This window comes from Streptomyces sp. NPDC051987 (assembly GCF_040680735.1).
In the GTDB taxonomy this organism is placed as follows: domain Bacteria; phylum Actinomycetota; class Actinomycetes; order Streptomycetales; family Streptomycetaceae; genus Streptomyces.
In genome coordinates this window covers 1-19309 of record NZ_JBFAXI010000116.1, presented here as the reverse complement: position 1 = coordinate 19309, position 19309 = coordinate 1, and the positions used below count along the sequence as shown (strand labels likewise).

Here is a 19309-nt window from a genome sequence, read left to right as displayed (position 1 = left end):
GATCCGGCTCCGGGACTCAAAGGCGACGAGGTGCGGTCAGAGACCGGCGACCAGGTTGGTGACCGGCTGGGTGTTCAGGCCGGTGACACCCTCGACGGTGCCGACCACCGTGTTGACCAGGCCGGAAACCGGGGCGACGCCGTCCACCAGGCCCGTGACGGTGCCGAGGGCGTTCACGGAGAGGCCGCCGGAGACGTTGTCGAGCTCGGCGTCGGAGATCTCGACGGTCTCGACCTGGGGGGTGGAGTTCATGATGGAACTTCCCTTCATATGGATATTCACAAGGGGGAGAGCGGCCCCCCGACGCCCTTCAGGGACGAACACGGCCCTAGGGGGGACGAGCGGACGGCCGCGACCGCGGGCGCCGGGCGCCCGTTTCCGGAAGTCCTTGGCGGCCCGCGGTGCGATGGATCAAAGCACGCCCACCGTCCGCGCTTCCAATCAACCAGGCGTCTCACCTGGGCACTTGACGCACAGAAGGGCGCAACCGTGCAGGCGCGCGCACCGCTTGTCGGCCACTCCTTCACAAGCCGCACGACTTCGCCCCGGCCGGACGGGTTGCCTGTCCGTCGGCGAATCCGGCACTCCGGGCCAAGGGCGCGGCGAGGGGCGCGCGGTTGTGCAGATCCGCCGCGTCCCGTGACCCGCTTGGGTATTCGATGTGCAGATTCCCTGAAGCAAGGATTCCGGTCCGTGTCCACGACGGATCGTGAATGACCGGTCGCGGACCGTGTCGGTGCGGTCCGTCCGGCAGTGCCCGGACGGCGTCGGCCCGCGTCGCCGGCGGGCCCGGCCGCTGATCGCGCATCGTGATGCCGGCGAACGCCATCCGGCGGTCCGGCCCGGTCGGCACCGCTTCGATCGGGACATCGGAACCGGTCACGACGCGCTGGAACGAGGCCGGCTGCCGCACCGTCGTCATCGGCGCGAAGCCGCCCCGGGCCGTCGCGGCCGCGAACACCGTCGCCGGGTCGGCCGCCGTCGTCAGTGCCTGCCCCGACGGCCCGCCGCTCTCCCGGGGCAGCCGGTCCGACCAGGGCGGACGCGGTGTCGCCCGGTCCTCGCCCGGCGCCTCGACGGCTGGCCCGAGGCCGAGCACCAAGGGGGCGAAGGCGGCGGAGGGGATCGTGTCGGCCTCGGTGGTGGTCATCGCCATATGGGTGATTTCGTCCGGTCCGACGGACCGCCACGCGGAGCCGGTTCACCACGGGCGTGCCATGGCCGATTCAGCAGCCGGTCAAGGAAGTTGAGAAACGGAATTGAACGCACCACGTGACCCGCGCGTACCTATGGCCATCCAGGCGCCGCTCACGAACGACTGCCCCGCAACGGCAGACACTCCGTCCCTTGGAGGTCGAGAAGTTTGAGTCACAAGCGAATTCCGAAGCGCAAGGCCGCTATCGCGGTGGGCGGTGTCGCGGCGCTCGGTGCTGCGGCGTTCCTGCTTCCGATGGCCAACGCGTCCCAGGACAACGCCTCCGGCGCCACGACCATCGCTCCCAAGACCCTCAAGTCGGCGTCCGACGCCTCCGACCTCGCCGCCCAGCTCCAGCAGCTGCTCGGCCAGGCCTTCGCCGGCTCCTACTACGACAGTGGCAAGCAGCAGCTCGTCGTCAACGTCATCAACGGCGACAACAACGTCGTCGTCCAGGCGGAGAAGGCCGGCGCGGTCGTCCGCCAGGTGCGGAACAGCAAATCGGCGCTGGCCGCCGTCGCCCAGACCCTGAAGGCCAAGGCGACCATCCCGGGCACCGCCTGGGCCGTCGACCCGAGGACCAACAAGGTCGTGGTCACGGCGGACTCCACCGTCACCGGCAGCAAGTGGGACAAGCTGGAGTCGACGGTGCAGGGCCTCGGCTCGAACATGGCGACCCTCAAGAAGTCGTCGGGCACCTTCAAGACCCTGGTCTCCGGCGGCGACGCGATCTTCTCCCAGGTGCAGAACGGCACCGTCCGCTGCTCCCTCGGCTTCAACGTCACCGCCTCGGACGGCAGTCCCGCCTTCCTGACGGCCGGTCACTGCGGGGTCGCGGCCAAGGACTGGTCCGACTCCGAGACCGGCCAGCCCATCGCCACCGTGGACCAGGCCCAGTTCCCCGGCAACGGCGACTTCTCGCTGGTCAAGTACAACGACGCCACCACCCAGGCGCCGAGCGAGGTCAACATAGGCAACGGCCAGACCGTCGCCATCAACCAGGCCGTCGACGCCACCGTCGGCGAGACCGTGTTCCGGATGGGCTCCACCACCGGGCTGCACGACGGCCAGGTCACCGCCCTCGACGCCACCGTCAACTTCCAGAGCGAGACCGACCCCAACGGCGTCGACACCGTCACCGGTCTCATCCAGACCAACGTCTGCGCCGAGGCGGGTGACAGCGGCGGCTCGCTGTTCACCCAGGACGGCGGCGCGGTCGGCATGACCTCCGGCGGCAGCGGCGACTGCACCTCCGGCGGCGAGACCTTCTTCCAGCCGGTGACCACCGCCCTGCAGGCGACCGGCGCGACCCTCGGCGCCGGGGGCGCGGGCGCGGGCACCGGCGACGCCAGTGCCTCGGCCGACCCGTCCGCCTCCGCCGGCGACCAGGCCGGCGGCGACCAGATCGGTGGCGCCGCCGACCCGTCCGCTTCGGCCGGCGACCAGTCCGGCACCGGTGACGTGAACGGCACGGGCGACCAGTCCGGCACCGGCGCGGACGGCACCTCGTCGTCCAACTGACCCATCGCGCGGCCCTGTCGGCGGTTCCGGCCGACGGTGGACGGTCCGGCCCTCCGGCGGGAGGGCCGGACCGGATCGCCTGCGGCGCGGGTCAGCCGTCGGCCTCGGCCCGCAGCAACAGCACGGCCACGTCGTCGACCCGTTCCTGCGCCGCCGCACTGTGCCGCACGAGCGTGTCGGCGAGCTTGTCCAGGGGCTGGTCGCCGCTCTCCGCGAGCAGCTCCCCCAGACCGACGAGGGCGTCCTCGATGTCCACGCCCGGGGATTCGACCAGCCCGTCGGTGTAGAGAGCGAGCACCGAGCCCGGCGCCAGCGGCACCTCGGTCGTCGGGTACGTCGCCTCCGCGTCGATGCCCAGCAGCGGGCCGCCGGCCAGGTCGAGCACCCGGACCCGCCCGTCGGGACGTCTCAGCAGCGGCGGCGGATGCCCCGCCCGTGCCATCACCGCCCGGCCCCGCCCCGGATCGAGGCGCAGGTACAGACAGCTCGCGAACAGATCGGCGCCGAAGTCGATGAGCAGCCGGTTCGTGCTGCGCATCACCTCCTCCGGCGCCTGTCCGACGGTCGTGAAGGCCCGTACGCCGGTACGGATCTGCCCCATCAGCCCGGCCGCCGTCACGTTGTGCCCCTGCACGTCCCCGATCACCGCCGCCGCCAGCGGCCGGGTGGGCACCAGGTCGTAGAAGTCGCCGCCGATCTCCATGCCGTGCATGGCCGGCAGGTAGCGGGCGGCCGCCTCGATACCGGACGGCGGGGCCAGCGAATGCGGCAGCAGGGCCGCCTGCAGCCCGTGCGCCAGCTGGTTCTTGGCGTCGTACAGCAGGGCCCGCTCCAGCGCCTGCGCGATCATCCCGCCGAGACTGGTGAGCACGGCACGCTCGTCGGCGGGGAAGGCGTGCGGTTCGGTGTAGGCGAGGACACAGGTGCCCACCGGCCGGCCCGACGCGATGAGCGGCAGATACGCCCAGGCGGCGAACCCGTCGGGGAGCCCGCCGTGGTCCGGATACAGCCGGTCAAGCTGCTGCCTGGACTCGAAGAACGCCGGTACACCGGTGTTCAGGACATGCGTGCCGGGCGTCCGCTCGGCCAGCGGAAGGCCGTCGAAGCGCTCCACGAGCCGCGGATCGTCGAACCCGCGATGGCCCAGCACGTGCAGCCGTCCGCCGCAGGAGCCGAGGACCACCAGGGCCTGGCTGCCGACGGCCGGGACCACCTCGTCCGCCACCAGTTGCACCACGTCCTGCACCCCCACGGCCTCCGTCAGCGCCCCGGCCAGGCTCAGCACCTGCGAGATGGTGACCAGCCGGTGCGCGGGCGCCGTGTCCGCGCGCGGCGCCGCGCCGACCATCTCGGCGACCGGCCGCGCCCGGCTGATCCGGGTGGTCAGCCCCGAGGTGCTCGGATACATCCGGAACGACAGCCAGTCGCCGGGCGGCTTCAGCGCCACGAACGACGTCACATGCTGGCTGATCAGTGCCGCCCGGTAATGGTCCTCGTACATCGGGTCGTTCAGCCAGGGCACCGAGACCCACGGCTGGGTGCCCAGCAGATCGTCGACGTGCACGCCGAGCAGCTCGGCCGCCGCCGCGTTGGCGAAGGCCACCCGCCCGTGCAGATCGAGCGAGGCCAGCCCGTACGGCAGCCGCGCCACCATCCGCGCCGCCTCCACCGTGCCCAGCGAGCCCGCCGTCCCCGCGGGCGCCGCCAGCAGATCCGGCTCGGCGCGCAGCGCACGGTTCTTCCGTGCCTCCCGCTCCAGCCGTACCGCGAGCCGGTCGCACGCCGACGTCAGCGAAGCCCGCTCCCGGTCGGACAGCACCGTCGGGTGGGCCCCGGGCCAGGTCACGTACACCGCCCCGTACAGGGTGTCGGCCGTGGCCACGGGCAGCGCGGCCAGCGCGAACGGGTACGGCAGCACCACCGCGATGCGCGGATACCGGCGCGCCATGTCCTCCTCGCCGCCCACCCACACCAGCCGCCGGTCGCGCGCCGCCTCGGCCACCGGGATCGGCGCGCTCAGCCCGACCCGCTCCCAGGGCGCCGCGAAGGCCCGGGGCAGGCCCGCCGTCACCGCCATCTGCAGGACCGGCTCGTCGGCCGCCAGCAGGTAGACCGCGCCGGAGTGCGCGTGGACCTCCTCCATCATGGAGGCCAGCGCCAGCGACATCAGGGGCCGGCCGGACCGGGTGTCGCCGGCCGCCGGACCCCCGGCTCGCGGCCCCGCACCCGCCGGTGGCGACCCCATCCTGTCGGACACGCCCGACCACCTCCTCGCCCGGCCGCAGGTCGCGTCCTCGGGGTCAAGGCTCTCTCCTGGCGGCCCCCGGCGCACGGCGAGAGCGGTGGCGGACCCCGCGCCGGGCGCCCTCGCCTACCCCGTTCGCCCCGGCACATGCCCCCGCAACCGATGCGCGCCGCGGAGCGCGGGCGCCCGTTGTGCGCCCCCGCGCACCCCGTTGGCCGGATCTTCGCGCCCATGACGGGTGGGGGACGCCAACAATGGGGCACGCGTTCCACACCTTGAACCGAAGAGCCGACGGACGGCTGAGGGGGCGGCGGTGATCCGGGTACTTCTGGTGCACGACGCGTGTCTGGTGAGATCGGTCCTGGCGGAGTGGTTACGCGGGGAACCGGGTCTCCGCGTGGACGAGACGCCCTGGCGCGGCGCGCGGGGGCGGGTCCGGGCCATACGGCCGGACGTGTGCGCGGCGGACCTCGAGAGCTCCGGCTCCCATGGCGTGCCGCCGCTCGCCGACCTCCGCCCGGCCGAGCCCGGCGCGCACCAGCCGAGGCTGGTGGTGCTCGCCGGGGCGAACCGGCCCGGACTGCTGAAACGGGCGGCCGAGGCGGGGGCGCTCGGCTACGTCGACAAGGAGGGCGCGCCGGAGCGGCTGGTGCGCGCGATCCGGCGCGTCGCCGAGGGGGAACGTTTCATCGACAACTCGCTGGGCTTCGGTTTCCTGAAGGCCGCCGAGATCCCGCTCACCCGGCGCGAGCTCAGCGTGCTGGAGCTGGCGGCCGGCGGGGCGTCCGTCGCGGAGATCGCCGGCCGCCTGCACCTGTCCCACGGGACCGTGCGCAACTACATGGCGGCGATCACTCGCAAGACCGGGGCCCGCAACCGCGTCGACGCGATCCGCATCTCACAGGGCGAGGGGTGGCTGTGACGCCGCGGTGCTCCCGGGTGCCGCCAGGTCACGGTAGAGGGCGCAGGCACGCAGCAGCTCCTCGTGGGTGCCGCAGGCCGTGCGGGAGCCGTCCAGCACCAGGATCCGCCCGGCGCGGCGGGCCGAGTCGATCCGGTGGGCCACGACCACCAGGGTGCCGCCGGGCCGATTGATGAACGCCTGTTCGGCGCGTGCCTCGGCCTCCGGGTCGAGATGGCAGGTGGCCTCGTCCAGGAGGGCGAGCGGCGCGGGGGAGAGATAGGCGCGGGTGAGCGCGATCAGCTGCCGCTCACCGGCCGACAGCGCCGCGGGCCGCACCGGGGCGTCAGGGCCGCCCAGTCGCTCCAGCAGCGGGGTGAGCCCGACCGCTTCGGCGGCCGCCAGCAGTTCCGGCACCGGCACCGGTTCCGGGCGCAGCAGCCCGAGGTTCTCGGCGAGCGTGCCCGTGCAGACGTACGCCTCCTGCGGTATGAGGACCCGCGCCGCCGCAGCCCGCGCCCCCGGCACGGCGTGACCGCACACGCGGACCGCGCCGTGGGCCGGGTGCACCAGCCCGGCGGCCACCGCCGTCAGCGTCGACTTGCCGATTCCGCTCGGGCCCACGACGGCGAGGTGACCGCCGTGCGGGACGACGAGGTCGAGTCCGTCCAGGACGGGGGTGCTCGCCGGTCCGTAGGCGAACGTGACGGCGCTGAGGGAGAGGGCCGGCGCGCCGGCGGTCACCTCCGCCGGGACCGGCGCCGGGAGCGGCGCGGCGGCGGGCGGCCGCCGCAGCCTGCGCAGGACGACGGTGAGGCGCGTCCCGCCGATGCCCAGACCGTGCACCAGGTTCTGCAGGGCGGGGACCAGGGACTGGGTGACGTAGGCCAGCGCGCCGACCAGGGCGCCCGCGGTCACCCCGTGGGCGAGCAGCCAGGGCGCGGCGGCGAGCAGCAGCACCAGGGGCAGCCGGCCGCCGACCACGAGCGCCGCCACCCGTACGACACTCCAGCGAGCCAGGGACCGGGCGGCCCGGTACTCGGCGGCCACGCCCTCCGCGACCCGCGCGGCGACCTGTGCCTCGGCACCCGCCGCGGTGATGTCCCTGAGCCCCGTGCACACCTCGCCCAGTTCCGCCGCGAGCGCCTCGTCGGCGACCAGGAAGGCCTCCTGCCGGCGGGCCAGCGGCCGCAGGGTCGCGGCGAACAGGCCCAGCCCCGCCAACAGCGGAAGCAGCACCACCGGCAGCAGCGCGGGCGCGAGGGCGCACAGACCGGCGAGCGCGCCGACGACCGTGAACAGGAACGACCGGGACACCAGCACCAGCCCGGCGAGGGTGTCCCGGGCGATCTCCACCTGCTGGGTCAGCCCGGACACCGCCCCCCGGTCCGCCTCCCGCACCCCGCCCGCGACCACCCCCGCCACCAGCCGGTCGCGCACCGGTTCGACGAGGTCGGCGACCACCCCGTACACCCGCCGGGTCCCGTACGCCCCGGCCGCCACCCCGCCCGCGGCGACGGCGAGCCATCCCAGCCCGGTCCGCGCCGCGCCGACCAGGAACCCGGCGTCGAGCGCGTGGGCCAGGGCGTAGCCGAGGAGAAAGGTCTGCCCGGCCTCCAGCACGGACCAGCCCGCCAGCCGCACCAGCAGAGCCCGCCGAGCCCGCAGGGCCCGGCCCACCCGCAGGGCCCGGCCCACCCGCAGGGCCCGGCCCACCCGCAGGGCCCGGCCCATGGGCAGGGCTCGGCCCGCTTGCTGAGCCCGACGCACCCGCAGGGCTCGGCGGGCCAGCTGGGCACAACCCACCCGCAGGGCTCGGCCCACCGGCAGGGCCCGGCCCACCGGCAGAGGCCGGTCCGCTTGCTGAGTCCGGCGCACCCGCAGGGCTCGGCCCACCGGCAGGTACCGGTGCGTCCGCTGGCCGGGGGCGGTCACCGTGCCGTCCCTTCGGCCGCGCGCGCCCCGAACACCGCCCGGTACTCCGGGTCCCGCCACAGCTCCGCGTGGCTCCCCACCGCCCGCACCCGCCCGCCGTCCAGCCAGGCCACCGCGTCCGCACGGGCCGCGGTCGACGCGCGGTGCGCGACGATCAGCCGGGTCGGGCCCGGCGCCAGCAGGGCTTCGGTGACCCGGTGCTCGGTGACGGTGTCCAGACTGGAGAGGGCGTCGTCGAGGACCAGCAGCCGGCCCGGGTGCGCGAACGCGCGGGCGAGTCCGAGGCGCTGGGCCTCGCCGCCGGAGCGGGGGGCGTCGGCCAGCCGGGTGGCGTACCCGGCGGGCAGGCGCCGGATGTAGGCGTCCGCCTGGGCCTGGCCGGCGGCGCGGCGGACCTCGGCGGACGAGGGGGTGGTCAGGCCCAGGGCGACGGTGTCCTCTACGGTCGTGCCGAGCAGGGCCGGGCGGGCGAACGCGCAGGTGACGGACCGGCGCAGGGTGTCGTGGGGGAGGGCGGGCAGCGGGACGCCGTCCAGCAGGACCTCCCCGGCGTCCGGGTCGGCCAGCCGGGCGGCGAGTGCGGCCAGCAGCGACTTGCCGGTGCCCGAGCGGCCCACGACGGCCAGGACGGTGCCGCCGGGGACGGTCAGGTCGACCCCGTCGAGGACCGTGCGGTCGCCCCGGCGGGCCGTCACCCCGCGCAGTTCGAGGCGGCCGGGGCCGGGCGGCAGCGGCCGGTCGCCGTGGGCCGGTGCCGGGAGCGCCAGCACCTCGGCGAGGCGCCTCGCCGACGCACGGGCCCGGGTGGCGGCGGCGAGCTGTCCGACCAGCACGCCGATCCCGGTCGCGAGGACGGCGTAGCGGGAGGCGGCGAGCACCTCGCCGACCGAGATCCGGTGCCGGGAGAGCAGCAGGCCCGCCACCGCCACGACGGCGAGCTGCAGCAGCGGGCCCACGGTCACCGCCTGCGCGGCGGCCCGGCCCTGCACCCGCCACATGCGGCGCCCGGCGCGCGCGAGGTCCGGCAGCGGACGCAGCACGCGCCGCGTCTCGCGGTCCGCCAGGCCGGCCGCCGCGATCGTCCGGTGACCGTCGGCCGCCTCCGCCAGCGCGGCCGCGATCCGGCCCTGCTCCCGCTGGTAGGCGGCCACGCACGCCGAGGTGTCCCGGGTGAACGCCCGCAGCAGCAGGGCGAGCACGGGCGCCCCGGCCAGGAACACGGCCGCCAGCCAGGGGTCGAGGAGGGCGAGTGCGACCACTCCGCCGACCGGACCGGCCAGCGCGGCGAGGAGCGCGGCGAGGGCGGCGGGTCCGGTCCCGGTCTGCGCGGCGTTCCCGACCAGCCGGGCGGTCAGGTCACCGGCGCCGAACCGGTCGTCGGCGCGCGGCCCCAGCGCCAGCACCTGCCCGGCGAGCCGCCGGCGCAGCCCGGCGGTGGCCCGCGCGTCGGTGGTACCGGCGAGCACGCTCGCGCAGCCGTCCAGCAGAGCCGAGAGCAGCACGAGACCGGCGGCCCGGACCACCCACCCGGTCGCCCGGTCGCCCGCCAGCAGCAGGTCGACGGCGTGTCCCAGCACGGCGGGCAGCAGCAGCCCCGTCGCCGTGGCCGCGGTGCTCACCAGGCACAGGGCCGCGCAGCTCGCTCCGGCATGGCGCAGGGCGGTGCACGTCGGATCAGGGTGCGGGGGTCGGGCCATCGCGGCAGTCCTCGTATCGGCGAAGGGCCCCGGCCGGCCCGCTCCCGAAGGAGCGGGCCGCCCGGAGCCGGTTTCGCGTGCCGGTCAGCGGCGGAGCGGTCAGAGACAGAGCAGGACGCTCGTCGCCGACACGCACGACAGCAGGCTCACCGTGCTGCCGCCGCCGCCTTCGTGACGCTCCTCGGACTCCATCGTCTGCAGGTCGAGCAGGGCCATAGCGTGTCCTTTCCGGGGACCGAGCGGCCCCCCGGTGTTGTCGGGGACGGTGCTGTGTCACGACTCCGTCGAGAGGCGGAGCCGCGTTCTGGGGGCCGCCGGGGGCGGCGGGAGGAACGGCAGGTGCGCGGCGCGGTCGCCGTCCAGGGCCGCGGTGAGCGCCAGCAGGCACCCGGCGGTTCCGGTGCCGAGGTCCATGGACAGCCGCATCATCTGGTGTCCGGGGAAGGCGAGTTGGCCCTGGTAGGCCATGGCGAGCCAGCCGAGCCCTTCGATCTGCGCGGCGAGCCGCTCCGGGTCGGCGCCGGTGCGGGCGAGGTGCAGGACCATGCCCGCGCGGCCCTGGAAGAGGCCCGGCTGGGCGTAGAAGCGGGAGGTCGCGGCGGTGCGGACGGCGGCCCTGGCGCGCTCGAACGCGCCGGTCTCGTCCACTCCGTGGGCGAGCCAGTCGTCGAGCACCATGCCGATCCCCACGCTGCCGTCCCCGAGGTAGGGCAGGGTCCGCCACCCCTCGTCCACCTCGAGGCCGCCGCCCTTCTGCACCACACAGCGGTCCAGGTCCCGGCGCAGTGCCCGGCCGGCCGCCGTCAGCAGGGCGGTGTCGCCGGTCCGTTCGTAGCGCCGGAGCAGGAACAGCGCGGGACCGGTCGCACCGCGCAGCAGCCCGGCGCGCTGCCGGGGCGGGTCCGGGACCGGTTCGGCGAGCCGGCCGACGAGGATCCGCGCGGCCTCGTCGGCTCGCTCGCGCAGCTCCGGCTCGCCGGTCGCGTCGGCCAGGGCGTCCAGGACCAGTCCCAGACCGGCCAGACCGCCGTGCAGGTCGGAGGAGAGGTTGCGCCAGTTCTCCCGCAGGATCCCGGCGACGAGATCCAGGGCGCGCTGCCGGTGGCCGAGCAGGTCCAGGACGTGCGCGACGCCCGCGAGACCGTCGTACAGGCCGAGCGGGGTGCCGGGCGGCGGCGGTGCGGTGTGGTCGAGCAGCCAGCGCTCGCCCTCCTCGTACCGGTCGGCGCCCGCCCGGTCCAGGGCGTACAGCACCCCGGCCGCGCCGTGCGCGAGGCCGAGGCCGCCGCCGTCACCGAACTGGGCGATGTCACCGGGGAAGAGCCGGTCGTCGCGCTCGGGGGTCGCGGCGGCGAGGATCGCCTTCACCATCGAGTCCCGGCTGTGCGGCCAGTCCGCGGGGGCGACCGGACGCGCGGCCGGCGCGCCCCGGGTGATCTCGGCGACCGCCTCGTCCAGGAACGCGCCCGGCACGTCCGGGAACTGACCGGCGATCACGTCGGCGAGATGGGCCGCCTTGCCCCGGTCCACCACGAACAGGGTGGTCACCGGCAGGAACAGCGCGAGGCGCAGGCAGGCCAGCGCGTACCGGTCCACCTCGGCGCCCCGGCGGTCCGGCGGGGCGAAGAAGCCGGGGTGGGCGACGATCTGACGGCCGTTCTCCTCGACCGGGGCGGCCGCCTCGAAGTCGACGAGGAACACCGACTCCTCGTCGGGCGCCACCATGATGTTGAAGACGTGCAGGTCGTTGAAGACGATCCCGCGCGCATGCACCTTGGCCACGGCCTCCTCCACCTTCCGGTGGACGCGCAGCGCCCAGGCGGTGTAGTCCCGTACCGCGGCGGGATCGGGGTCCGCGACGAGCAGCGGATGCCGTTCGGCGAAGAAGGCGTTGAGCGGGCGGCCCGCCAGGAAGTCCGTCACCAGGAACCGGTGGCCGCCCAGCGTGAACCAGTCCCGGACCTCGGGCGCCACCCCGGTGCCGGCCACCGCCTCGAGCGCGGTCTTCTCCCGGCCCAGCCGGGCGACGGCGTCGGCGCCGTCGGCCGCGAGCCCCGCGTGCGGCCGCCCCTCCTTGAGCACCACCCGCCGACCGTCCCTGGTGTCGGTGCCCACGTACACCCCGCCGCCGTTGGAGAAGTGCAGCGCTTTCTCGATCCGGTACGGCAGGTCGGCCACCGTCGTCGCCTCCCGCGCCGCCAGCTGCGGCCGCAGGAACTCCGGCAGAGTCACCCACTCCGGGACCTGGAAGGCGGGCGTCCGCCGGTCCGGGACCAGCCGTCCCGCGCCGTCCTGCACCGCCGTCACCAGCGCGCCGCGCTCGTCGACGACGTACCTGCGCGCGAAGGCGCCGTAGCGGACGTACAGCGGCCCGTCGTCCCACCGCAGGTCGGTCAGGATGTACGGCCCCTCGAACCCCTTCAGGAGCGCGCCCAGCTCGCGCAGCACCTGCCGCAGCCGGTCCTCGTCGGCCGGGTACACCGTGACGAACTTGCCGCTGGTGTCGCGGCCCGCGTACTTGGCGTTGCGCAGATGCAGCAGGTGCGGTGCGGGCACGAACTTGAACGGGATGCGGCGCGGCACGCAGTAGTCCCACACGATCTCCGCGATCCGCTCCGCGTTCGCCCGGGTGGCCGAGGAGTGGATCTTCCAGCCCTGGGCCGGCGACGGCGCCGGCGCGCCGTCCGGACCGAGCGGGGTCATGGTCAGCCAGTCCCCGGAGCGGGCCGCGTGCCAGCCCTCGGGCACCGCCCGGCGCGCCGCCGGGAACAGCGGCTCCGGCTCCGGGCCGGTCGTCCCGAGCCGGTCGGGCGCGTCGTAGAAGTGCCCGTCCGCGAGCGCGTAGACCTCGTACCGTCCGTCCATCCTCCACCCCCTCCGTGTCAGGACCGACACTTCCAGGCGTCGCACGGTCGCGGACAGTCACGTCTGTCACGAGATCACCGTGCACAACGCACGGGTCACGTCATGTTCGACACGTTTCGAGCGCACTGGCCCCCGCCCCTCCACGGAACGGTCGCAGGGGCTGCGCGGACGCCTCATAAGCGCTGTAATGGCGGCGTGGTCAGTGAGGGCGCTGCGGTACGCGGAACGAGAACGGATCGCGCCGAAATCGCCCTCGAAACGCTCACTGGCGATACCGGCGCACCCGATCGGCTCCGTCGCGTGCTCGAACAGGCGCTGGTCTTCGCCGGCGCGGCCTTCGCCGGGGTGTACACCGCCGGCGACGACGGCAGCGTGCTGCGCCTCGCCGAGTGGGCCGGCCTGCCCCGCACCCTGTACGGCCTGCGCGACGCCTATCCGGCCATGGGGCGGTCCCCGGTGGCCGAGGCGTACGGCACCGGGCGGCCCGTCCGGCGCGGCCCCGGCGAACTGGCCGACTCCCCGCAGGCGCGCCGGACCCCGTCCCAGGAGTTCTGGCTGACCGTCCTGCCGGTGCCCGGCGGCGCCGGACTCCTCGTCGCCGTGAGCGAGCGGGACGACGGGTTCGGCCCCGAGGACCGCGCGTGCCTGGACCTGGTCGCCGGGGCGATCGCCCTGCCCGCCCGGCGCCCCGCGGCCGCGGACGCCGGCGACCTGTCCGCCGACGCCTTCAGCCTCGCCATGGACACCGGCCGGATCAGCGTCGGCGACGGCATCCTCGGCCTCTTCCGGATGGGCCGGGAGGAGTTCGACGGCAGGGTGGAGACGCTGCTGGGCCGGACCGTGCCCGAGGACCTGCCCGCCCTGATGTCCGTCGTCGAGGCCGACCACATGTCCATCGGCGACCGCGAGCTGGAGTTCAGGATCCTGCAGCCCTCCGGGCCGCCCAAGTGGCTGCGGCTGCGCGGCCACCTGGTGCCCGGCGGCGAGGGGCGCCCGGCCCGCCTCGCCGGTACCGTCGCCGACGTCTCCACGCTCCGCTCGGACGTCACCGACGTGGCCCGGGTGCAGCAGCTCGCCGCCGCCCTGGCCACCGCCGGCACGGTCAAGGACGTCAGTCGGGCGGTGGTCACCGCCCTGCGCGGGCCGCTCAGGGCGGACCGGATCGCGCTGGCCGAGCTGGAGAACGAGCGCCTGGTCGTCACCGTCCTCGACCCGCCCGAGGCCGAGTCCTGGCCCGACCTGTGGCGCAGCGAGTGGCGCACCGAATGGCCCGACGCGCCCGTGCGCGCCATGCCCACCCTCGCCGCCGCGCTGCGCGAGGGACGGCCCCGGATCTGGCCCGCCCGGAGCCCGCTGGAGCCCGCGCTCGCCGAGGTCGGCCCCGGCGGCCTCGCCATCCTGCCGCTGCCCGCCGGCGGCCGGCTGGCCGGCGCCTGCCTGATCGGCTGGGACACCCCGCACGACTTCGGCCCCGAGGAACGCGCGCTGCTCACCGCATCCGCCGGCCTCGCCGGCGAGGCCCTGATGCGCGCGCACGCCTTCGACGCCGAGCACGAACTGGTCGGCATGCTCCAGCGCTCGCTGCTGCCGCCGCGGCTTCCCCGGCTGCCCGGCGCCGAGGCCGTCGCCCGCTACCTGCCCACCACGGAGGGCCTGGAGGTGGGCGGCGACTGGTACGACGTGATCCCGCTCACCGACCATCACGTCGCCCTCGTCATCGGCGACGTCCAGGGGCACAACGCGAGCGCCGCCGCCCTCATGGGCCAGATGCGTACCGCCCTGCGCGCCTACGCCGCCGAGGGGCACACCCCCGACGTCGTCGTCTCGCACGCCAACCGGCTCCTGCTGGACATGGAGAGCGACCTCTTCGCCACCTGCTGCTACGTGGACGTCGACATGGAGTCCGGCACCGCCTGGTGCGTGCGCGCCGGGCACCTGCCGCCCGTGCTGCGCCTCCCGGACGGCAGCACGCGGATCACCGACACCGAGGGCGGCCCCCCGCTGGGCGTGCTCGGCCAGACCGAGTTCCCCATGACCCAGCTCAGCCTGCCCCCCGGCACCCTGCTCGCGCTCACCACCGACGGTCTGGTCGAGTCCCCCGGCGCGGACATCGACGACGGCATGGAGCGCTTCGCGCGCGACCTGGCCGGGTCCGACCCCGCCGACCTCGGCCTGGTCGCCGACGGCCTGCTCGGCGGCGCCCACCGGGCCGACGACGTCGCCCTGCTGCTGATGCGCTACGACGGCATGGCCGTCCGCCCGCTGCGCGAGAGCTGGACGGTGTGGCGGGTCCCGGAGGCCGCCCGGCACGCCCGCCGCTTCAGCCGCCGGGTGCTGCGCTCCTGGGGTGTGCGCGACGACGGGATGGACGCCGCGCTGCTGGTGATCTCCGAACTCGTCACCAACGCCTTGATCCACACCGAAGGACCCGTCCGGCTCGACCTGACCCTGGTCGACCACCGGCTGCGGATCGCGGTCGCGGACGCCTCGCCGCGCAGCCCGGTGAAGCCCACCAGCATCGGCTGGGAGGCCACGGGCGGGCGCGGCATCCTCCTGGTGGAGGCCGTGTCCTCCGTCTGGGGGACGGTGCCGGCCAGCGGCGGCAAGCTGGTGTGGGCGGATCTCGTCCTGGAGGGCTGAGTCACGGAGGGCTGATCGCCCCCGCTCTCGACAGGCGGCGCGCGCCGACCGTCCTTAATGTCCTTGACGTGGCACACACCTTCGAAGAACTCGTGGCGAAGCACCGCGCTGCCGACGCGGCCCACGAGAAGGTCCTGGAACTGCGGGACACCTACGGGCCGCCGGCGGCCCGGCAGCAGCCGGGCGGAGCCCAGTCACAGACCTACGAGACCGCCCTGCGCGCCTGGCGCGACCTGGCCCGCGATGAACTGACCGCGGTGAACGAGTACGCCCGCGACGAGGGCCGCTCCAGAGCCGAGGTGGAGGCGGAGGTGGAACGCGCGGCCGCCCGGCCGGAGAGCACCTGAACCAGGGGACAAAACGGGCCGGATGCCGTCATCGGGCACCTGGTGGTCACATCACGTCCGCGCCGAAGCCATACTGTCGTAACCAGTCAGGAAAACAGTAGAACGTCTCAATCAGATGTTCACCTATAAGGTGTAGCGAATGAAGGCTTTGGTGCTCTCCGGCGGTGCCGGAACACGGCTGCGGCCGATCACCCACACATCGGCGAAACAGCTCGTACCGGTGGCGAACAAACCCGTGCTGTTCTACGGGCTCGAATCCCTCGCCGCGGCGGGCGTCACCGAGGTCGGCATGATCGTCGGCGACACCGCCGCGGAGATCGAGGAGGCGGTCGGCGACGGGTCGAAGTTCGGCCTGGACGTCACCTACATCCCCCAGGAGCGGCCGCTGGGCCTCGCGCACGCGGTGCTCATCGCCCGCGAGTTCCTCGGCGACGACGACTTCGTGATGTACCTCGGCGACAACTTCATCGTCGGCGGCATCAGCGGACTCGTCGACGAGTTCCGCGAGACCCGCCCCGACGCCCAGATCCTCCTCACCCACGTGCCCAACCCGCGCGCCTTCGGCGTCGCCGAGCTGGACGCCGACGGGCAGGTGATCGGCCTGGAGGAGAAGCCGCAGGAGCCCAAGAGCGACCTCGCGCTGGTCGGCGTGTACCTCTTCACGCCCGCCATCCACGACGCCGTGCGCGCCATCAAGCCCTCCTGGCGCGGCGAGCTGGAGATCACCCACGCCATCCAGCACCTCATCGACCAGCGCGCCGACGTGCGCTCCACGGTGATCAAGGGCTACTGGAAGGACACCGGCAACGTCGTCGACATGCTGGAGGTCAACCGGACCGTCCTGGAGGCCCAGGAGCCGCGCATCGACGGCGACGTCGACGAGGCCAGCCAGATCGTCGGCCGCGTGGTCGTCGAGGCGGGCGCGCGCGTCACCGGCTCCCGGATCGTCGGCCCGGTCGTCATCGGCGCCGGGACCGTCGTCAGCGACTCGTACGTGGGCCCCTTCACGTCGGTCGCCGAGAACTGCCGGATCACCGCGAGTGAGCTGGAGTTCTCCATCGTGCTGCGGGACTCGTCCATCGACGGGGTGGGCCGGATCGAGTCCTCGCTGATCGGCCGGCACGTCGAGGTGACCCCGGCACCCGGCACCCCCAGCGCCCACCGCCTCGTTCTCGGAGACCACAGCAAGGTGCAGATCCGTTCATGAACCTCCTCGTCACCGGCGCCGCCGGCTTCATCGGCTCCACGTACGTCCGCGGCCTGCTCGCGGCCGACGGCCCCGACACGCCGCACATCACCGTGCTGGACAAGCTCACCTACGCGGGCACCCTCACGAACCTGCCCGAGTCGCACCCCCGCCTGACCTTCGTGCAGGGCGACATCTGCGACGCCGAGCTGGTCGACACGCTCATGGCCGAGGTCGACCAGGTCGTGCACTTCGCCGCCGAGTCGCACGTCGACCGCTCCATCGACGGCGCGGGCGCGTTCGTCCGCACCAACGTGGTCGGCACGCAGACCCTGCTCGACGCGGCCCTGCGGCACAACGTCGGCCCGTTCGTGCACGTCTCCACCGACGAGGTCTACGGCTCCATCGAGACCGGCTCCTGGCCCGAGAGCCACCCGCTCCAGCCGAACTCGCCGTACTCCGCCTCCAAGGCCTCCTCGGACCTGCTGGCGCTGGCCTTCCACCGCACCCACGGCCTGGACGTCCGCGTCACCCGCTGCTCGAACAACTACGGGCCGCACCAGTTCCCCGAGAAGGTCATCCCGCTCTTCGTGAGCAACCTGCTCGACGGCAAGAACGTGCCGCTGTACGGCGACGGCAGCAACGTCCGCGACTGGCTGCACGTCGAGGACCACTGCCAGGGCATCGACCTGGTCCGCACCGGCGGCCGGGCCGGCGAGGTCTACAACATCGGCGGCGGCACCGAGCTCAGCAACAAGGAGCTCACCGGCCTGCTCCTGGAGGCCTGTGGCGCCGGCTGGGACCGGGTGGACCGGGTCGCCGACCGCAAGGGCCACGACCAGCGCTACTCGGTCGACTGGAGCAAGATCCGCGACGAGCTGGGCTACACCCCCAAGCACGACTTCACCTCCGGCCTCGCCGACACCGTCGCCTGGTACCGCGACAACCGGGACTGGTGGGAGCCGCTGAAGGAGCGCGCCGCGCTGGAGTCCCGCAAGGAGCAGGAGAAGCACTGATGAAGTGGCTCGTCGCCGGCGCGTCCGGGATGCTCGGCCAGGACGTGGTCGAGGAACTCCGGCGCCGGGGTGAGGAGGTCGTGCCGCTCGGCCGGGCGGACCTCGACATCACCAGCCCCGACTCGGTGGAGTCGGCCCTCGCCGGGCACACGCCCGACCTGGTGGTGAACTGCGCCGCGTACACCGCCGTCGACGACGCCGAGACCGACGAGGAGCGGGCCCTGCTGATCAACGGCACGGGCCCGCGCCTGCTGGCCCGCGCCGCCGCCCGGCACGGCGCCCGCCTCGTGCACGTCTCCACGGACTACGTCTTCGACGGCGAGGCCCGCAGCACGCCGTACCCGGAGGACCACCCCACGGCCCCCCGCACCGCCTACGGCCGCACCAAACTGGCCGGCGAGCACGCCGTCCTGGAGGAACTCCCGGGCAACAGCGCGGTGATCCGCACGGCCTGGCTGTACGGCGTGCACGGCCGCAGCTTCGTGCGCACCATGCTCGAACTGGAGCGGAAGCTGGACACCGTGGACGTCGTCGACGACCAGCGCGGGCAGCCCACCTGGACCGCCGACCTTGCCATACGAATTGCACAGCTTGGACCAAGGATCTCCCCAGCAACCGGTGTTCACGGTATGTTCCACGGAACCAGTTCCGGTGAGGCCAGCTGGTACGACCTGGCCCGGGAGGTGTTCCGGCTCGCCGGGGCGGATCCCGAGCGGGTACGCCCCACCGACAGCCGGGCCTTCACCCGGCCCGCGCCCCGGCCGGCGTACAGCGCGCTGGGGCATGCCCGATGGCAGGAGATCGGTCTGGAGCCGCCCCGGGACTGGAGGTCAGCACTGCACGATGCACTGCCCCAGATCCGCAAGGAGATGTCCCAGTGAAAAGGCACGAGTTCCTCCGGGAACTCCACAAGGTCAGCGCGAACCGCAACTACCTGGAGATCGGCGTCAACGACGGCCGCAGTCTGACGCTGTCCAGAGTTCCCAGCATCGCGATCGACCCCGCCTTCAAGGTGGTCTCGGAGATCCGCTGCGACGTGCACCTCGCCAAGGCGACCAGCGACGACTTCTTCGCCAGGGAGAACCCCCTGGCGCACCTCAGAGGAGGCCGTCACCCGCTGCGCAACCTCGCACGCAACCGCAGTCCGTTCGGCTACTGGCAGCGGACCACGCTCGACCTGGCGTTCATCGACGGCATGCACCTGTTCGAGTACGCGCTGCGGGACTTCATGAACATCGAGCGGTACTCCGACTGGGCGAGTGTGATCGTCTTCGACGACATGCTGCCGCGCAACATCGACGAGGCGGCCCGAGACCGCCACACCGACGCGTGGACGGGCGACGTCTACAAGCTGGTCGAGATCCTCAACCGGTACCGCCCCGACCTGGTGACCGTCCTGGTGGACACGGCCCCCACCGGCCAGCTCGTCGTCTTCGGAGCGGATCCGACGAACACCGTCCTCAAGGACCGGTACGACGAGATCATCGCTGAGTTCGAGGTCCCGGACCCGCAGAAGGTCCCGGAGTCGATCCTCGGCAGGACGACGGCGGTGACCCCGGAACAGCTGGTCGGCGCGTCCTTCTGGAAGCCCCTGGTGGCCTCCCGCAACAGGGGAACCAAGCGGGAGCGAGGCTGGGAGCCGCTGAGCCGCGCGCTGCGTCAGCTCACGGCGGGCTGAGCCTGTCCACGACACGGCGAGGCGTCACGACCCCCGGGGGGGTGGCGCCGGCGGTGGCGGTGTTAGGGGCGCGGGGCGCGGGT

15 protein-coding genes are annotated in these 19309 nt (G+C 74.0%); 8 read left to right on the top strand and 7 right to left on the bottom strand.

Annotated features, from left to right (window positions below):
- Nucleotides 1-36: 36 nt before the first annotated feature.
- Together AB0M11_RS36705 and AB0M11_RS36700 are read right to left on the bottom strand one after the other, a co-directional pair.
- The gene (locus tag AB0M11_RS36705; RefSeq protein WP_132894275.1) at nucleotides 37-252 is read right to left on the bottom strand and encodes a type A2 lantipeptide; all 216 of its coding nucleotides are present in this window, start codon (nucleotides 250-252) and stop codon (nucleotides 37-39) included.
- Nucleotides 253-523: 271 nt separating this feature from the next.
- On the bottom strand, nucleotides 524-1102 hold the full coding sequence (locus AB0M11_RS36700) for a hypothetical protein (protein ID WP_365712517.1): 579 nt from the start codon (nucleotides 1100-1102) through the stop codon (nucleotides 524-526).
- Between the two features lie 261 nt (nucleotides 1103-1363).
- Here AB0M11_RS36700 and AB0M11_RS36695 point away from each other — a divergent pair, with 261 nt between their 5' ends.
- Nucleotides 1364-2716 (top strand): S1 family peptidase, encoded by a 1353-nt coding sequence (locus AB0M11_RS36695; protein WP_365712516.1) that lies wholly within the window; start codon nucleotides 1364-1366, stop codon nucleotides 2714-2716.
- Nucleotides 2717-2807: 91 nt separating this feature from the next.
- Here the strand turns inward: AB0M11_RS36695 and AB0M11_RS36690 are convergent, their stop codons facing one another.
- Nucleotides 2808-4883, bottom strand: coding sequence for a GAF domain-containing SpoIIE family protein phosphatase (locus tag AB0M11_RS36690; protein WP_365712523.1), 2076 nt, complete (start codon nucleotides 4881-4883; stop codon nucleotides 2808-2810).
- A gap of 391 nt (nucleotides 4884-5274) precedes the next feature.
- Between AB0M11_RS36690 and AB0M11_RS36685 the strand changes: the two genes are divergently transcribed.
- The gene (locus tag AB0M11_RS36685; RefSeq protein ID WP_365712515.1) at nucleotides 5275-5883 is read left to right on the top strand and encodes a response regulator transcription factor; all 609 of its coding nucleotides are present in this window, start codon (nucleotides 5275-5277) and stop codon (nucleotides 5881-5883) included.
- On the opposite strand, the gene AB0M11_RS36680 is transcribed toward AB0M11_RS36685, so the two are convergent.
- From AB0M11_RS36680 to lanKC, 4 genes are all read right to left on the bottom strand, one after another.
- On the bottom strand, nucleotides 5860-7797 hold the full coding sequence (locus AB0M11_RS36680) for an ABC transporter ATP-binding protein (protein ID WP_365712514.1): 1938 nt from the start codon (nucleotides 7795-7797) through the stop codon (nucleotides 5860-5862). The two genes, AB0M11_RS36685 and AB0M11_RS36680, sit on opposite strands and share 24 nt — an antisense overlap.
- Nucleotides 7794-9494 (bottom strand): ABC transporter ATP-binding protein, encoded by a 1701-nt coding sequence (locus AB0M11_RS36675; RefSeq protein WP_365712513.1) that lies wholly within the window; start codon nucleotides 9492-9494, stop codon nucleotides 7794-7796. Before AB0M11_RS36675 ends, AB0M11_RS36680 begins: the two co-directional genes overlap by 4 nt.
- 99 nt (nucleotides 9495-9593) lie before the next feature.
- Nucleotides 9594-9710 carry a SapB/AmfS family lanthipeptide gene (locus AB0M11_RS36670; RefSeq protein ID WP_365712512.1) on the bottom strand — a complete coding sequence of 39 codons (117 nt, stop codon included), beginning with the start codon at nucleotides 9708-9710 and terminating at the stop codon, nucleotides 9594-9596.
- 57 nt (nucleotides 9711-9767) lie between these two features.
- Nucleotides 9768-12359 carry a class III lanthionine synthetase LanKC gene (gene lanKC, locus AB0M11_RS36665; protein WP_365712511.1) on the bottom strand — a complete coding sequence of 864 codons (2592 nt, stop codon included), beginning with the start codon at nucleotides 12357-12359 and terminating at the stop codon, nucleotides 9768-9770.
- Nucleotides 12360-12554: 195 nt separating this feature from the next.
- Here lanKC and AB0M11_RS36660 point away from each other — a divergent pair, with 195 nt between their 5' ends.
- From AB0M11_RS36660 to AB0M11_RS36635, 6 genes are all read left to right on the top strand, one after another.
- Complete coding sequence (locus tag AB0M11_RS36660; RefSeq protein WP_365712510.1) at nucleotides 12555-14999, top strand: SpoIIE family protein phosphatase; 2445 nt, start codon at nucleotides 12555-12557, stop codon at nucleotides 14997-14999.
- Nucleotides 15000-15067: 68 nt separating this feature from the next.
- On the top strand, nucleotides 15068-15346 hold the full coding sequence (locus AB0M11_RS36655; protein ID WP_365712509.1) for a hypothetical protein: 279 nt from the start codon (nucleotides 15068-15070) through the stop codon (nucleotides 15344-15346).
- 139 nt (nucleotides 15347-15485) lie between these two features.
- Entirely contained in the window at nucleotides 15486-16553 is a 1068-nt protein-coding gene (locus AB0M11_RS36650; RefSeq protein ID WP_365712508.1) for a glucose-1-phosphate thymidylyltransferase, read from the top strand.
- Nucleotides 16550-17548, top strand: a complete 999-nt coding sequence (gene rfbB / locus AB0M11_RS36645; protein ID WP_365712507.1) for a dTDP-glucose 4,6-dehydratase — start codon at nucleotides 16550-16552, stop codon at nucleotides 17546-17548. The genes AB0M11_RS36650 and rfbB overlap by 4 nt, the downstream gene beginning before the upstream one ends.
- Complete coding sequence (gene rfbD, locus AB0M11_RS36640; protein ID WP_365712506.1) at nucleotides 17548-18429, top strand: dTDP-4-dehydrorhamnose reductase; 882 nt, start codon at nucleotides 17548-17550, stop codon at nucleotides 18427-18429. The genes rfbB and rfbD overlap by 1 nt, the downstream gene beginning before the upstream one ends.
- Nucleotides 18426-19226: a class I SAM-dependent methyltransferase gene (locus tag AB0M11_RS36635; protein ID WP_365712505.1), complete on the top strand. Its 801-nt coding sequence runs from the start codon at nucleotides 18426-18428 to the stop codon at nucleotides 19224-19226. Before rfbD ends, AB0M11_RS36635 begins: the two co-directional genes overlap by 4 nt.
- The last annotated feature ends 83 nt before the right edge of the window (nucleotides 19227-19309 follow it).

Excerpts from the sequence above, each read along its gene's own strand:
- AB0M11_RS36705 (WP_132894275.1), bottom strand. The coding sequence starts at position 252 with ATGAACTCCACCCCCCAGGTCGAGACCGTCGAGATCTCCGACGCCGAG.
- AB0M11_RS36690 (WP_365712523.1), bottom strand. The coding sequence starts at position 4,883 with ATGTCGCTGGCGCTGGCCTCCATGATGGAGGAGGTCCACGCGCACTCC.
- AB0M11_RS36675 (WP_365712513.1), bottom strand. The coding sequence starts at position 9,494 with ATGGCCCGACCCCCGCACCCTGATCCGACGTGCACCGCCCTGCGCCAT.
- AB0M11_RS36670 (WP_365712512.1), bottom strand. The coding sequence starts at position 9,710 with ATGGCCCTGCTCGACCTGCAGACGATGGAGTCCGAGGAGCGTCACGAA.
- lanKC (WP_365712511.1), bottom strand. The coding sequence starts at position 12,359 with ATGGACGGACGGTACGAGGTCTACGCGCTCGCGGACGGGCACTTCTAC.
- AB0M11_RS36650 (WP_365712508.1), top strand. The coding sequence starts at position 15,486 with ATGAAGGCTTTGGTGCTCTCCGGCGGTGCCGGAACACGGCTGCGGCCG.
- rfbB (WP_365712507.1), top strand. The coding sequence starts at position 16,550 with ATGAACCTCCTCGTCACCGGCGCCGCCGGCTTCATCGGCTCCACGTAC.
- rfbD (WP_365712506.1), top strand. The coding sequence starts at position 17,548 with ATGAAGTGGCTCGTCGCCGGCGCGTCCGGGATGCTCGGCCAGGACGTG.